Consider the following 16,393-nt stretch of genomic DNA (forward strand, 5'->3'; position numbering starts at 1 on the left):
TTAAAGTTAACCGCAATTTTATATCCTTATTCTTGCGAAAAACTTTAATCTTTTTTAGAATGAAAATCTACTAAGAAATTATTTAGTGGATTTTGTTTTTCTTGTACTTACTTTTTTTCTTTCTTTACTATTTAAAAAACGTTCAAGTGAGTTTAAAGAAGAGTAGCCTGCTAAATTTGCTACTTTTTCATTATCCATTCCTTTTGATAACCATCTAAGAATGGCATGATTTCTTAAACTTTCTGAGTTGTAAGGAATTCCTAGAATTTCTGTGCACACTTCATAAATAACAAATTTAATTCCATGTCTGTGAAGAAAATTAGTTCTTGTTTTTCTACTTACATTTAAGTAACCAAAAAATAATTTTGAATCGAGAGATGTGGATAAGGACATTTGTTCTCTAGTTTCTTTAAGCATATTTAGTGCTCTTGAAACTTCAAGGTTATAAGGAACAAGTCTTTCATTATTTCCAGTAACTTTTAAACATCCTGCAATAGAATTTTCTGATGTTGGTTCTTCTAATTCAGGCCAAACGTCTCCCCATGTTAAGTTAGAAGCTTCCGATGCCTTTAAGCCACACTCACCTAAAATTAAGATCAGTGTCCAATCACGAATTGCTTTTTCATCTTTGTTTATGGCAAGTTGCTTTAGTGTTCGACAAAGGCTTAAATATTTTTCATGAGTCACTGTTAATAATGCAGGAGCTGGTTGTTTTGGTGATTTAATATCTAAAAAAGGTGAATTGGTTATTATTTTTTCAGAAACTAAAAAGTGAATAAAAGTGCGCACACTCATTTGTGCGCGGCGCATGCTAGATTGAGAATGTCTTCCATTTTCTTTTAAAAAATGAAGCCAATTTTCTTGAGCAGGATAAGAATAATTATCAGGACTAATTTGTTTCTCTATTAAAAACTCACAAAATAATGATAAGTCATTTCTATATGCGCTAATTGTGTTTATCGATTTGCCAGATTTTTTTAATTGATTTAAAAATCTAATCAGTAGTGGTGATAACTTAGAAAATGCAAAAGTTTCCGGATAAAAAAAATCTTTGTTAATAATCTCAGACACAACAGACTGATGGTTGACAAAATTTCCGTCCATGAAAATCTCCTCAAAAAAACCATTTTTATTGAATGAAAGCATCTATATGCAAGAGCTTTAAATTCGTTGCTATAAACCTAATCCCTTTTATCAATACACTCAATGAGTATGGCATCAAAAAAAATAATAAAATAATTACAGTATATTAAAATAATTTAAATTAAAAATTACTTTATTTACATGTGCTTATATAAATGTAAGATATCCTCTGCACTTTCATGTTTTTTAGATGTGATTGATTGTAAATTTGTATCAACTTGTATTATAAAGACCTTTCTTTTTATTTTTTTGGTAATGAAAGGATATTAAAAGATATTCATATGGGTAAAGAAAAAAATAGATTTTATGAAAATTTAAAAAATGGTTGTTTAAAATTTAATCTGTTTTTTAAAATAAATTATGGTAATCATTTTTTGAACGATAAATTGTTTTCAATAGATCGAATAAAAAAAATTTGTTTCTTTGAAGAGCACCAGTTGAAAGTATTTTTTCTAGATCATGTAATTTTTAAAGTTTTTTTTCTTATTAAAGAAAAATTAAATTCTCTATTTTTGAGCATTTTTAATCACTTTGGTGTTTTTTCTAGAGACGTAACAAATTGCCATAATAATTCGAAATGTATTGGAGAACATCAAAATCATTATAGTACTCTATGCTGTTACTATTTGGTTTGCTATAAGAGTATAAAAAGGTATTTACATAAATTACCAGTATCATTGTTCTTTGAACGCTAGAATAAATTAGTTTAGATTTTCTCCTGAGGCTTATCCATGGAAAATTCAAATAGAATATATATTCACCTTAGAAATGAATATCTAAAGTCTGAATTAAAAAAAGTAATTCGAATATATAAAGCAAATAGGTTTTTTAATTACATTGATGCAAATATAATAGACCTTTTTACCACTCAGTGCATAAACTTGGGTAGCGACTTAACAGGTTTAACAGATCACTATCTTTTGTTAGATATTTTTAAAATAGATCCTTTTATCAATCAATTTAAGTACACAAGAAAACAAACATTTCACTTTAAAGAAATTGAGTTAAGCCAAATAAAAATGTTTAATAGTAACGTAAGAGTTGGTGTGTTGCTTAACGAAGAAAGAAGTAAAAATTTTAATGTCCATAATGGGATGTATCGAACAATCCAAATTAACAGAAATTATTGTTTTGTTTGCGTTTATGGGGTAGAAAAAAGAGATTTTATTTTTGATGTTGATTTTAATCCTCATACAAAACAGGGGCAATGGTTTCAATTATTTGAATTTGCTCTTCTTGATGTTGTAAAGAAATATCTAATTGATATTGCTAATAACAAAGGGAATATAAAATGTCCGATATTAAAAGGTTATTAACACAATCCGCTGGTCTACGTGCTTATTCTATTAGAGTAGGTATTTTAAATAAAACAAAAAAATACTTTTCAACTAAATATAATATTTTATCGAATTCAATTAAACAATATGAAGAAAGTCCTGTTATCAAATCAAAAGTAACAGGTCAAAAAATATATGAAGCTTTTATTTCTGAAGGGGTGAATGTTCCAGAGACTTGGTTTTTTGATGGTATCGGTGATTTTCCAATTAGTGAGGAAATTTGTTCTAAAATATTTTATGAATTTGATGATCAAGAGTCTAAAGCTTGTTCCGATGTTTTATTATTTAAAGCAAGATATAAAGATTCTGAAATAATTACTATTGAAGATAATATGAATAGTCCTTTTTATAATTATGGAGATTATGTTGGTTTTATTTGGCGTAAATTGTCGCAAATTGATAGTCTAAATAAAGTGGTCTGTGCCATAGAGCTTAGCGAAGGAATTTGTGTTAGAGTTTGTTCTAAAATATCGAATAATAAAGTTCGTATTGAAGGAAATAAATTATTAAATAAAGTAATAGCAACCGATTTAATTGCTCCTATAATTTTTCACAGGCCAGCAAAATGTTACAGACTTATAAATACAAGTTATTCACTTTTTTAATTAGTAAATTATTTTTTTATGATCTCTAATAAATTATCTTCACCTAAAAGAGCCTGTGCTGCAATATGATACCTAGTTTCATTTTTAACTTCTTTTATGGAATAGTCTTGATAAGATCGTTTTACTTTTGAAAAAAGTTTATGTTTTTCTCCACCCAAAAAAAAGGGCGCAGTAAAAATATGCATGATATCAAAATGATTTTCTTGGATAAACGAACTTAATAATCTATGGCCACCTTCTATCATGATACTTTGTAAAGGTCTTCCTAGAAAATTTAGTATTTTAGAGTTATTTTCGTTTAAACATTCTATAATATACTCTGCTGTATTAAGTTTATTTTCTCCTTGATAGTTAATAAATTCAATTTCATTATTCTCTAAAAGATTTTTTTGCCAAATAGAAATCTGTTTTGAATTTCGAAATTTTTCAAAAATATTTTTATCCACAATAAAAATTTTGTGAGATCCTTTCTGTAATGTTTTTTGGAGGAGCTTTTTTTGTTGCTCTTCATTGCATGAAAATATTTTTCCTTCAGGATCATAAATCATTTTAAGAGGATTTCTTTGATTTATATGATTTAGATTTCTTATATCTAATGAAGGAAAATCATTTAAAACTGTACCAATTCCAACCATAATGGCATCATATTTTTGTCTAAGCCAATGAGCATAGGTGCGAGACTGCTCACCTGAAATCCACTGCCAGCCGTCATTGTCATCGGCTAGGCAACCATCAAGTGATTGAGCCCATTTTAAAGCAATAAATAATTTATTTTTTTGCTGCTGAATAAAAAAAGGATAATTCCAAGCTTTTATTTCATTTGAAAGAAAAAAATTAGTTTGTCCAATCCCTAAATTTATTAAGGATTGAATTCCTTGATTGGAAACAACGGGATTGGGGTCTATGCAGCCCACGACTACTTTTCCAATATCTTTATTTTTAAAAAGTTCGCTGCAGGGTGGTTGTCTTCCCTGGTGAGTGCAGGGTTCTAAAGTGATATAAACACTGCTATTTTTTAGGTCTTCAGCAGATATATTTTGGAAAGCCACACGTTCTGCATGTCTATTACCCCAAGATTCTGTGCAACCAGATGAAATTATATTGTTATTTTTAACGATGAGGCAGCCTACAGAAGGATTTGGATTTGAAATACTTGCATTTTTCATGCTTTCAAGAAAAGTACGAAATAGCCAATATTCATCACTATGAGAAATAGTTGTGTCCAAAGGGGGATAAATATTTTCCATATTTGGGAATAAATGAGGAAGCCATCCCCCAAATGTAAATCCTTTTTTTAGGCTAAAAGACATTTTTAATTGCCTTCCTTTTGTTGAAATGTTAGTGAGCATGCTGAGCTTAATTGCTTTTTTAGGAAACAATCGGTTTTAAGCATACTTCGCATGGGTGCTAATACTGGTTCTTCCTGTATAATTAAATACTTGGGATAATGCCCAGAAAGGATTTACCATGCAAATTACTGTTGAACAACGCGCAGAAATCATAGCAAAATTTCGTACACATGAATCAGATACAGGCTCTACAGAAGTTCAAATAGCTCTTCTAACAGCTCGCATCAATCAGTTAACAGAACACTTTCGCGTACATGCTAAAGATTATGCAGGTCGTCGTGGCTTGTTAGCATTAGTTAGCCAACGCCGTAGTCTTCTTGATTACTTAAAACGTAAAAACGAATCTGGATACCAAAAACTCATCGCTGAGTTAAGCATCCGCCGCTAATTTTTACTGTATAAAAAAAGCTTGAAAATTTTATATTTTCAAGTTTTTTTTTATGGATATTTAGCCATTTTACATTATTTTTATCATAAAATACACTATCTCATTAAAATTTAAGTATTAATTTTTGAAAATTTGTGAATTCTTAATTTATTCTTACCCAATCCGATACAAAATTGGTCATCTTATTTCACTTTGTGATTCGGGAGGGTGCCATGATGTATCGTAATTTTTTATTTTATTTAGCTATTTCAGCTATTTTAGTTGTCGGTTGTAGTAAGGGTGGAGGAGGAAGTGGTTCGGGTGCGAACTCTTCTGGTGATGTGATAGTCAGTAATCAACAACCTGATGCAATCAAAGTAAAACAAACTACTTATATGTATTTAGTAAACAGAAATACAAGTAAAGTAACTAAATGCTTAGTTGATCAAAATGATGGATCTATATCGGACTGTGTAGATACAGGTTCAAAGTTTCAAGATCCAATTGGGATAAGCGTTTACAATAATTTTGCTTATGTTGTGAATAATAAATCTGCAAGTAATTCTGGTACGGTTACAGTATGTCAAATTAATAAATTAAATGGTGTTTTAACTGATTGTCTTGAAACTCCAGTGGGAACTACATTTGCCGATGCTCATGGTCCAACTGCAAAAAATGGCTATCTTTATATAGCTCATTATGGTCCAGGTGGTGTTACAAAATGTGCAATTAATAGTACAAGTGGTACTTTAAGCGGATGTGCTAAGGTTGCTGATAAATCAGGATCGATAGTAATTAAATTTTCTAATAAATATTCATATACCACAAATTTCAATAATAACACTATTAATAAATGTGAAGTAAACATGGATGATGGTTCCATGTCTAAATGTTCATTAGTTTCTATTAATTTTAATAAACCTAATGGTATTTTTATTTCAGGATCCAATGCATATATTGCCTCAGCTGGTGATAATAAAATATATAAATGTAATATTAAATCAGATGGTGATTTTGATGGTTGCGGTGTAACGGCTTATGATAAAAATCAAGCTCTTTATTCAATGTCTCCAATATCAATTAATATTATTAATAATAATGCATATATAACTAGTGTTAGTTCTAATAAATTAACAATTTGTCAAGTTAACAATTCAAATTTTGAATCTTGTAATCAAGTAACAGATCCTCTTTTTGCTAATTTAGATGGTACTTCTTCTTATACAATAACTTCATCAGAAAATTTATTGGCAGCAACATATATTACAGCAAGAGATTTAAATAAAGTTTTTCTCTGTAATATTGATTTAGGAACAAGTGCATTAAGCAATTGCAGAGAGTCAGGTAGTAATTTTGCAAAACCAACAACAGCAATTATTAAAGATAATTTTATTTTTGTAGGTAGCGGTGATGGTAGTGGTAATATTACTAAATGTAACGTAAATAAAGATGGATTATTATCTGGTTGCGTAAAAATGGCAACAGATTCAAAATTTAATGCTGTTCACGACCTTAAAATTTATAAAAATCGTTTATACTTTGCAAGCTATGGTCAAAGTAAAATAGGTAAATGTGATTATGATTCTACAAATGGTAACATTTCAAAATGCGTAGAAACAGGTGACAATATTAGTTACCCAGCGGCAATTGAATTTAAAGATGCAAAAGTATATATCACAATGACTGGTGATAATGGTGTTTATCCAAACAGAGTATCAATTTGTGATGTTGATAATTCACAACAAGGAATTATTAATAAATGTGTGAAATCAGAAGATTTCCAACCAGGTGGAAAACGTCCTTCAATGATTGATATTATTACTACACCAAATAATTCTTATATTTATATACCTAATGAACAAGACTATGTAGTACGTTGTGCGATTGGAAATAATGGACAACTTGTAGACTGTAGAGATGCTCAAGCGGGAATAAAAAATCCTTTTATTACAAGATATTTTAATAATAAATTATTCGTTTTGACAAGACAAAACGATACTGTTTATGCTTGTAATATTGATTCTTCAAATGGATTGATTACAGAATGTAATGTTTCAGCTAAAAACGTAACAGGTTCTAGTTCAAATCCAATTCTACATGGTATAACTGTTGGATTGTTTAATAAATAACTTATAATAGTTGTTTAATGCGCCTTGCAAGCTTATTTTGCAAGGCTTTTTTATGTTTATTAAATTTCTATTCTAGTGTATTAAACTATAATATTTTGTAATAATTGATTAATAATAATATTTTTATTTATTTATAAATTTATATTTAAATTTTCCGAATAATAAGGAGTTCGTTTTGTTATATCTTTTTTAGAAAAGGAGAAGATCGTGATGAATGCTCGTTTAGCAACAATTCTACTTTTAGGATTTGTTGTTGGTTGTAGTAAAAGTGGCGGTTCTGGGGGGGGATCAAATTCAAGTGGGGATGTTATTTCTAGTAATCAACAACCTACTCCTTTAGATATTCAAAAAAGAACTTATGTTTATTTAGTTAATAGAGATAAAAGTACAGTAAGTAGATGTGTTATGGATCCAAGTAATGGTGGATTAAACCAATGTATTACTACTGGAAATGGATTAAATGATCCTATAGGTATTTCTGTAAATAATGATTTTGCTTATATTGCAAATAATAAAAAATGGAGTACTGGTGGTACAATTAGTGTATGCCAAATTGACAAAACAGATGCTACTTTAAACAACTGTACAGAAGATAATCCAGATAAAACAACATTTAATAATGTAGCTGGAGTTACAAATTATAACAATTATTTGTATGTTACTAATTACAATGGTGCTATAACTAAATGTGCATTAAGTAGTAATGGTAGTTATAATTCTTGTAAAGTTGTTAATACAGGTGTTAAATCAATTGGTATAGCAATTGCAAATAAATTAGCTTATGTTACAAATTATGATAATAATATTGTAAATAAATGCATTATCAATGATGCAGATGGTTCTATTGGAACATGTTCTGCAAACAAATTTTCTTTTTTAAAACCAAATGGTATTTATTTTAGTAATAACATTGTTTATGTTGCTTCAGAAGGTGATAGCAAAGTTTATAAATGTAATGTTACGCCAGATGGAGAATTTGACAATTGTAGTGCAACTGGTGCAGATAATTATTTTTCACCAAGATCAATTAATTTAATTAATGGATTTGCTTATATTACAAGTATTTCATCTGGTAAAGTTACAATTTGTAAAGTAAAAAGTTCTGATAACAATTTAAATGATTGTAATCAATTTAGAGATGAAAGCTTTGGTAATTTTCAAGAAGGCTCTGCTTCTTATGTAATAGCTACTTCTAGTACAGTAAAAGCAGCATATGCATATGTTTCTGCTAATAGCTTAAATAAAATATTTTATTGCAACGTTAATTTAGCTACAAATGCTCTAAGTGGTTGTAAAGAAGCAGGAAGCGGTTTTAATTCTCCTTCTGCATTACTTATTAATGGAAATAATCTTTACATTGGAAATAAAAATAATGGTAATATTACAAAATGTTTAATTGGTGCTGATTACAATTTATCAGGATGTAATGTTCTTTCAACAAATGCTGGATACAGTGATAGCCATGATATAAAAATTGTTGGTAAATATTTATACTTAACAAGTTACTTTAATAATAAAATTGGAAAGTGTGTATTCAACGATGTTGATGGTTCTATTTCTGGTTGTGTGACAACTGGTGATGATATTGTACACCCAGATTCAATTGAATTTAAAGGCTCCAAAGCTTACATTTCAATGGGAGATGGGCGTCATGGTGCTTCTGTATGTAATGTAGATCCTACTACAGGTAACATTAGCGGTTGTGTTAGATCTACAGCTTTTGGCTCTGGATGGTCTCCAACTTTAATTGATATTATTAATATCACAAATGGCCCTTCTTACATTTATATTCCAAATGAAGATAAATATCTTTCTCGCTGTGTAATTGCTGCAAATGGTGACTTATCAGATTGCAAAGACTCCGAAGCGGGCATATCTAACCCTTACCAAGTAAAATATTTTAATGGTAAATTGTATGTTATGAGTAGAAATTTAGGTACTTTATCAAGTTGTGAAGTTAATATTCAAACTGGTACTTTATCTAATTGTGTAAGATCCTTGCAAGATACTCCTCCTGCTGGAAATGGCTCTAAACTTCATGGATTTGCAGTTAGCGTTTTTCCAAATAAATAAAGGACTAATATCAATAATGGAGCTCACATTTTAAATAAATGTGAGCTCTTTTTTTATATACTGAATATTAGGAATTAATGATAAAATTAATTTTTTGCTATTTTAAATAGCAAAATAGAGTCTTATAACTTAAATTAATTTATTATTTACTTTATTTTTTTTGCGTTATGTAATAAACAATTTATTGTGCAGGAATCCTACATAAAAATTAAATAAATTTCTTAATAAAATTAAAAAACAAAATTATCCTAATCCATTATGATAAGGAAAAAAATAATGAAACTAAAACTTATCTTTATTTTAATATGCTTATTATTTAATACCTTTCTTTTTTCACAAACACGAAGAGTAAGCCCAAATGTAGGAAGAATAAATCCTGAAACAAGTGGCGGTGAACACATTTTATCTTATGACTTTATTAATAACTTAAAATATAAGTTTTATAATGATAGTCCTAATTGGCCAGGATTAATTGGTATGATACCTCTAAATAATTGGAGTAGAAATATCAATGACAATTCTATTAATATTTGGCGAACTCCATTAGATAAAAATTATCCTACAAGAAGTTTTGTAGATTATGTTGAAAACTCTATTGCCCGTGCTGAATCTGTTGTCTATATTTCTACATTATGGTTTACACCAGGAAATTCAATGGAAGAGGCTTTAAAAAGGGCGATTTCCTATTTAAATCAAAAATCTTATCAAAAGCAGCAGCCTATTAGAGTACGTATTATTTTTAGTATGTTTAATGCTTCTCCTATACCAACTAAAAATGCAACTCAAAAAGTGATTGATTATTTAATACCTGACGAAATTTCTCCTTATCTTGATCTTAGTGTTATCTGTTACCGTAACCCAATTGCATTTAATCATTCTAAAATAATTGCAGTAGATTCTAATCAATTGATAACAGGTGGCATGAATTTTCCTGATAAAGACTATGATGATTTAGAGAATCCTGTGAATGATTTGTCGATTGAATTTAATCTTCCTTACATTGCAGATCTTGGAAGAATTTATTTAAGTAAACTAGCTCTCGAAACTAAAATTGGAGATGAGTTCAGTATAAATAGCATTGCTTGTACAAACACAGAAAAAATAAATTGTAATGTCTCAGACCGTTGGTATGAATTAAGTAACCCGGCTTTTAATATTTTTAATATAAATTCTATTCTTCAAAGTTATAATACAGATTATATTTTAGGCGCTGGTAAAATGATGAATGCGAAAGAATATGGTGATGCAGAAGTCTCTACGGATTCTATTATTTCTCTAATGGACAGTGCAAGGTATGAAATTAATATTTCACAACAAAGTATTCGTAATATAGCACCAGCAAGTACAGATATTCAGCATGCTACTTGTGCTGCATTAGGAAGGGCTTTAATGAAGGGGGTTAAAGTAAATATTATTCTTTCATCTTACAGCGGTCAGGGAGTCCCTTTTTTAGGATATGCTGAGTCTTCTTTAAGTGATTCTAGTACAGAAAAATGTATTATTCGAAATGCGAAGGATTTTTATAATTTAGATGTAAGAGGCGCTTTAGGAAATTTAAATATATTAAGAGTGGCTCGCTGGTTTAACTACACAGGATATAAATATGGTACAGCTAAGAATCATGTTAAACTTATTATGGTAGATGATCAAATGGCGTATATAGGTTCTGAAAATTTATACTATAATAATCATTCCGAATTTGGAGTCATCATTAATTCTAGATTGCTTATGATGAAATTAAAAAGAGAGTATTGGACTCCAACATATGGAAAATCTTATTCCAATTATCAAAGTGATTCTAATTAGATTAAAAAATTTTTCTTAGGATTTATTTAATTTTAACTTACGCTATCTTTTTTCCAGTAGGATAGATTTTTAAATTCTGGATTGATCATGATCGTATCGGTTCCGTCAATTTGTATAGGGTATATTTCTTTTATATTTAAAGGGCTTTCCATGTATTTTCTGACCATTAATATATTTGATGCGATAGTTTGAGAAAAGTTTATATTAGATTTTGTTTCAATTGCATAAGATAATAGTTCACTATCGTTTAGTTTTTTTATATAATGGTATTTATCATCTAGTTCTTTTTTTGAAATAGAACGAATTTCGTTTGTATTTTTCACATCAGAATAGTTGTAAACTTTGAAATTTTGATTATCTTTTGAAAGAGTCTCTGGTATTGAAATAGATAATAATCCACCAATAACATAAAAATTCTTGTTTTGAATAAATAAAGAGTTAAAATTTTCTTTAATATAATTATTGTCAGAAAGAGAATTTAATATTTTTTTATTTATATGTAATTCACTATCATTTTCTAAAAAATCATAATCTTGAATTGGGTTAAATGAATTAGGATTATTAATTGAATTGATTTTTGATTTCAAAAAATTAGCAAATGTTGCTGATCCTAATGATGTTCCTATTACATAAACACCTTCAGATGAAAATTGATTACTTTTAAAATTTGTATCAAATGCTGTAAGTTGTGTTGAGCCTCCACCTATGTCCCAAACAACAGCATTTTTTTGATCGAATCCGTTTAATTTAATAATTGGATAAAAGCCATATAAGGCTTCTTCTTTTTGGTTTAGTCTTTTAATGATTAATCCGTCTACTGCTGTTGTAAGTTGTGCTTTTGCTTCATCCCAATTTTTTGCTTTTCGAAAAGCTTCTGTCATGATTCCTCGCCATGCGGTTACTTTACAATTTATGCCACATTCTTCTTCTAATTTTTGAAGGGCTTCTATTGTCATAAGCTTCATGGCATCTAAGCCTTTATTTATTATTTTTTGTGAAAATACTTTTGAATTTGAATCGTTTAGATCTTGTGAATATTTCACTGCTATGCTTGATTTATAATAAACTTTTTCAATATTAATTTTATCATTATTGCAAATTCTAACTTTTGAAATTTGAAGTTTTGTAGATCCTGAACCAATATCAAACCCTCCTCTTATTTCACTATGACAAGTAATTATTTTATCTTGAAAATTAGTTATACATGATGTTAAAAGAAGATTAATTAAAACTATCACAACTTTTTTTGTTTTTTTCATAATACTCACAATGATTTTATTTTTGGTAATAAATAATAAATAATAATTTATATTTTTTTTATTCCGCAATAATTTGTGGAATAAGTTTTGCTTATTGATATATTTATTTGTTGTCAAGATGAATTATATAATTTAAATATGAGTTATTATATTATTGAATTAGATACAAGAAAACAAAAAAATAAATAAAATTTTATTTTATAATAAATCCATAAATTTGATTTGTAAAAGCATATACCAATTGTTTTCTTGTCCAACAATCCATCCATATGATAAAGCGGGATATAATTGAAATCCTTTTATATCAATATCCATAGAGCTTCCAATACTTGCGCTTGTTAAGGAATCATAAGTTGAAAAATCTTTATTACTAGAAACACCACCTCTTGTTAAAGAAACAAAACCACGTAAATTGTCTAAAAAAGTAATTAAAAACTTTTTTTCAAAAGACGGGTATATTGGAAAATCATAACTAATTGTTCCTGAATAACTCCAATATCCTGATTTTAATTCAAATAAAGAACCCGATCCAATTATAGGATAACTTACATAGTTAAGAGAGGTTGTGCTTCCTAAAATATAGGTTTGATAGGGAGAATATATTTCTTTGATATTTAAAAGATTCTCACCTTGTGTTGTTGATATTTTTCCTAGTAAAGATAAATTTTGTTTGTAAAATTTAAACGTACTATTTATGGAAGAATTTAAATTATAATAATCTAACGTTCCTGTATTATTTCCAGCTGAATCTGTGCCATCTCCTAAACCATTGTATTTTCCTCCGCCAAAAGAGATATCGGTAAACCAATTTAGCCATTCTGCATTCGTGCTTGTTTTTCTTGCTAAATAAAATCCAGTATTAAATAAATTAAAAGTAAACAGACCTGTTGCACTTGTCATGTAAGTATTTTGTGCCCCAATACTTTTGGGTGCAGTTGTCAAATTTGAATAGGTTGAAAGATTATATATAGAAATTGTGCTTTGAAAAGATGATTGAAAAGGTCTAAAAATCCAGTTTCCCGATGTACTTAATCCTGTTTGCTGAAGATAATTATAGTATCTTGTTTTTATATTATTTGAGAATGTTTCATAGTATCCATTAAAAAATGGGGTTGCAAATAAGGATAAAGAAAAACTATCTAAAAATCTATTATTTATATATGTAATTGCTCCACTGGGCGCATTTAAGAAAAAATTATAACCTCCAAAAATTTGTACTCGGTATCTTTCCATTTCATCGGATAAGGGAAAAGCAAATAAGCCAATACTTGGCCCTCCTAAAAAATCGGGTAAGGCATAAGGATATGCAAATAAAAACTGAGAACGGTAAGTTGCAGGAGTTTCGGTGAATTCAGATGAAGTGATATTATTATTTTGTTCACTTATTATTTTTTCTATTTTAGGTAATTCTTCGTTAATATGATTTTCAAATAAATTAAGGTCATTTGCCAATAATTTTTCTTTTTGTTTGTTAAAAATAGTTAAATAGGGTGGCAGATAATTTTCAAATTTCGGAAAATTTAAAAAATTCGAATTTTTATCTTGTTTTAATTGCCAATTTTTGAAATTTTCTTTTGCTATATCTAAATCTATTTTTTGTAAATCATATTTTCCTTCTTTATAAACCCAGGCCGTTATATATTTTTCAGTGTTTTGAGAGAAGGTTCCAATAGATTCGATCAAGTCAGGAAAGGCAGCAATTGGTTTAATTTGTTTATTTGGAGAATAATCCACAAATGACATGACTCTGTCCCAGGAGACCAAAGCTCTTAAAGTACCATCTTTTAAAATAAAGGCATCTTTCATATGTAGAATGTTTTTTGATATGAATTCTTTTTTTTCACCATTTTCACAAACTTTATCTATAGATGTTCCTTTTAAATCATTGTCTATTAATACATAAATACAGTTTGTTTTTTCTGATTGATAATTTTTTATAAATTTAATGGTAGCTGGAAAATTATATTGTGTTATGTATTTTAATTCATTAGTTAATAAATTAAATAAATATATATTAGGATCTCCATTTTTACTTGCAGATATTGCAAAATAATTCATTCCTAAATATTGAATTTGATCAATATAAATAGGATTTTGATCTTTAGAAAAAGCAACATGTTTTTTATTAAATATATTTTCATTTGATATTTTAGCTAATTCTTCTTTAAATGAAAATAGGAAAAGTTCATGTCCCATTTTTCCATTTGAAAATTTCTTTAAATTTGTTGTTAAAAAAGTCCCGTTATTTTGATTACTGATATCAAAAACTGGGGACCCATTTATACTAAGAGGTATTCTTATTTCTTTTTTAATATTAAAATATTTAAAATATAGTGAACTTTCATAAGGAGATGAGTCTGAAACTAATTTTGAATAAATAGAATAATTTTCAAAATTATAATTTGGATAATAAAATTTATTTTCATTATTTTCTATTATTTTTTGATTAACTAAAGAAGGCATTCCCTTTAAATAGTCTTCCCAAAATAATTTCTGATCTTTTTTAAAATCTTCATAAAGATCGTCACCGCTTTTTCCTATGTTTTCTTGAAGCCATGCATCACTCGCATTATAAAAGGGAGGAATGATAGTGTCTTTTGATATTTGTTCATGAATTTTATAGAGATCTTTTTCTTTTGCTTTTTGAAATATCCAGCCTAAAAATCTTCCAGAAGCTACATATCCTCTGGTATTAGTGTCTCCATCTGCATTATAAAGAGCATGAATTCGATCCCAAGAGGGCCAATAATTTTGAATAGCCATGTATCTTGTTACGTTATCTGTAAGATCTTTGCCAATGCTTTCTGTTAAATGTTCTGCCAATCCTTCAATCCACCAAGAAGGAAACATAGCTAAACTAAATATTCTTCCAGCAGGTCCAATATGAAAATCATTATGTTCATACATCAATCTATGAACAAGCTCATGTTGAAAGAACGATGCTGTTCTTGAATGTAATATTTGTGCTTCGATATTTAAAGAAACAGGGTTTGCAAATCCAGCTCCATCGGAAATATTTCCTAAAATATAAGGGACTCTTTCAAATTTTGAAGTTAAGGTCCGATCTTTTTGGCTATCTAATATTTTATAAGAATGATTGTTTAATTTTACACCAAGTAATAAAGAAAGATAAGGATAACTTATTTCGGCCGAATAAAGTGAATATTTACCAATATTTTTAGCTTCTTTGGGATAATAAATAGAAAAATGAGATGATTCTAATCTTTCCCACTCAGTATCTCTCATATTTCCTGTATTTGTTTTTAAAAAACTAGTCGGAACAGAATAGGAATTATTAGAAATAAAAGCTAAAAAAAAACTTATAATAATATATTGAAAATATTTTAATAATGTTAATTTTTTCATAATAGGGTGTCTTTGATTTTTTGAAAATGAATTTCAGCTTTTTTTAAATCTTCAGGTGTGTCTATGCCAAAAGGTTCTTTTGTAGCTTCAGTAACTAATATTTTCCATCCTGCTTCAAGAGCTCTTAATTGTTCAAGACTTTCACATATTTCTAAATTACTACTCGTCATTATTTTAGCAAATTTACATAAGGAGTGGTAACGAAATGCATAAACTCCTACATGATGTAAAAAGGATACTTCTTTTAAATTATTAATTTCATTTACCCAATCTAACCCTGTTGCTCCAAGGAGCTCTTTTGGATATGGAATAGGTGCTCTTGAAAAATAAAGAGCAAGTTGATTTGCATCTTTTGTTACTTTAACTACAGAGCTGCTAAAAAATAATTCAGCTTCATTTCTTTTAAAAGCGAGAGTTCCTAATGGGACATCCTTGTTTTTTAGCATTGTAATTGCAAGATTTTCAACGTCTTCAATTGAAAAAAAAGGTTCATCACCTTGTATATTGATGATAATATCATTTTCATTTAATTTGTTTTTTTGATTTAAATTTTCAACCGCAGCATAAACGCGTTCTGTGCCATTGATTAAATCTGGAGATGTCATAATACAATTTATATTTTGAGAGGTTACTTCATCAAAAATACCTTGATGATCAGTTGCAACAATAAGATGTATTTTATCTACATGATTATTTTTTTTTAGTTTCTCTGCAAGTATTTTTGCTCTTGATGCAACGTGTGAAATAATACATTTAGAAGAAATTTTAAGCAGAGGTTTTCCAGGCAAGCGGCTTGATGCGAATCTTGCAGGTATTACGATATATATGGAATTGTTCTCTTGATTTGAAACTTTAGAATTCATCGATGTCTCCTTTGGTTTGAGATAAATCAAGCTATCTCAACCTGATTTGATTCGATCATTGCAAAAAATAAACTACATAATATTAATCTTTAAGGC

The 16,393-nt window shown here is 28.4% G+C and carries 11 protein-coding genes; 6 read left to right on the forward strand and 5 right to left on the reverse strand.

The features are described 5' to 3' along the window. Positions 1–78 precede the first annotated feature (78 nt). Positions 79–1,104, reverse strand: coding sequence for a tyrosine-type recombinase/integrase (locus tag GCL60_RS10960; RefSeq protein ID WP_161998170.1), 1,026 nt, complete (start codon positions 1,102–1,104; stop codon positions 79–81). A gap of 770 nt (positions 1,105–1,874) precedes the next feature. Here GCL60_RS10960 and GCL60_RS10965 point away from each other — a divergent pair. Both GCL60_RS10965 and GCL60_RS10970 read left to right on the forward strand, forming a co-directional pair. After that, positions 1,875–2,459, forward strand: coding sequence for a hypothetical protein (locus tag GCL60_RS10965; RefSeq protein WP_153420700.1), 585 nt, complete (start codon positions 1,875–1,877; stop codon positions 2,457–2,459). Beyond that, entirely contained in the window at positions 2,435–3,085 is a 651-nt protein-coding gene (locus GCL60_RS10970; protein ID WP_153420701.1) for a hypothetical protein, read from the forward strand. The genes GCL60_RS10965 and GCL60_RS10970 overlap by 25 nt, the downstream gene beginning before the upstream one ends. 8 nt (positions 3,086–3,093) lie before the next feature. Here the strand turns inward: GCL60_RS10970 and ribD are convergent, their stop codons facing one another. Beyond that, a complete protein-coding gene (gene ribD, locus GCL60_RS10975) occupies positions 3,094–4,395 on the reverse strand; it encodes a bifunctional diaminohydroxyphosphoribosylaminopyrimidine deaminase/5-amino-6-(5-phosphoribosylamino)uracil reductase RibD (RefSeq protein ID WP_161998171.1) in 1,302 nt (433 codons plus the stop codon). A 157-nt stretch (positions 4,396–4,552) separates the two neighbouring features. Here ribD and rpsO point away from each other — a divergent pair, with 157 nt between their 5' ends. From rpsO to GCL60_RS10995, 4 genes are all read left to right on the forward strand, one after another. Further along, on the forward strand, positions 4,553–4,822 hold the full coding sequence (gene rpsO, locus GCL60_RS10980) for a 30S ribosomal protein S15 (RefSeq protein WP_153420703.1): 270 nt from the start codon (positions 4,553–4,555) through the stop codon (positions 4,820–4,822). Between the two features lie 212 nt (positions 4,823–5,034). Continuing rightward, positions 5,035–6,930: a Vir family protein gene (locus GCL60_RS10985; RefSeq protein WP_153420704.1), complete on the forward strand. Its 1,896-nt coding sequence runs from the start codon at positions 5,035–5,037 to the stop codon at positions 6,928–6,930. Between the two features lie 210 nt (positions 6,931–7,140). Further along, complete coding sequence (locus tag GCL60_RS10990) at positions 7,141–9,003, forward strand: NHL repeat-containing protein (RefSeq protein WP_153420705.1); 1,863 nt, start codon at positions 7,141–7,143, stop codon at positions 9,001–9,003. A gap of 276 nt (positions 9,004–9,279) precedes the next feature. Next, the gene (locus GCL60_RS10995) at positions 9,280–10,809 is read left to right on the forward strand and encodes a phospholipase D-like domain-containing protein (protein ID WP_161998172.1); all 1,530 of its coding nucleotides are present in this window, start codon (positions 9,280–9,282) and stop codon (positions 10,807–10,809) included. Positions 10,810–10,841: 32 nt separating this feature from the next. On the opposite strand, the gene GCL60_RS11000 is transcribed toward GCL60_RS10995, so the two are convergent. The 3 genes from GCL60_RS11000 to kdsB all read right to left on the reverse strand — a co-directional run bounded on the left by GCL60_RS11000 (position 10,842) and on the right by kdsB (position 16,297). Further along, entirely contained in the window at positions 10,842–12,068 is a 1,227-nt protein-coding gene (locus GCL60_RS11000; protein WP_153420707.1) for a Ppx/GppA phosphatase family protein, read from the reverse strand. Positions 12,069–12,266: 198 nt separating this feature from the next. Continuing rightward, positions 12,267–15,434, reverse strand: a complete 3,168-nt coding sequence (locus GCL60_RS11005; protein ID WP_153420708.1) for a hypothetical protein — start codon at positions 15,432–15,434, stop codon at positions 12,267–12,269. Next, the gene (gene kdsB, locus GCL60_RS11010; RefSeq protein ID WP_153420709.1) at positions 15,431–16,297 is read right to left on the reverse strand and encodes a 3-deoxy-manno-octulosonate cytidylyltransferase; all 867 of its coding nucleotides are present in this window, start codon (positions 16,295–16,297) and stop codon (positions 15,431–15,433) included. Before kdsB ends, GCL60_RS11005 begins: the two co-directional genes overlap by 4 nt. Between the last annotated feature and the right edge of the window lie 96 nt (positions 16,298–16,393).

The sequence above is a fragment of the Silvanigrella paludirubra genome (genome assembly GCF_009208775.1).
Classification (GTDB): Bacteria; Bdellovibrionota_B; Oligoflexia; order Silvanigrellales; family Silvanigrellaceae; genus Silvanigrella; species Silvanigrella paludirubra.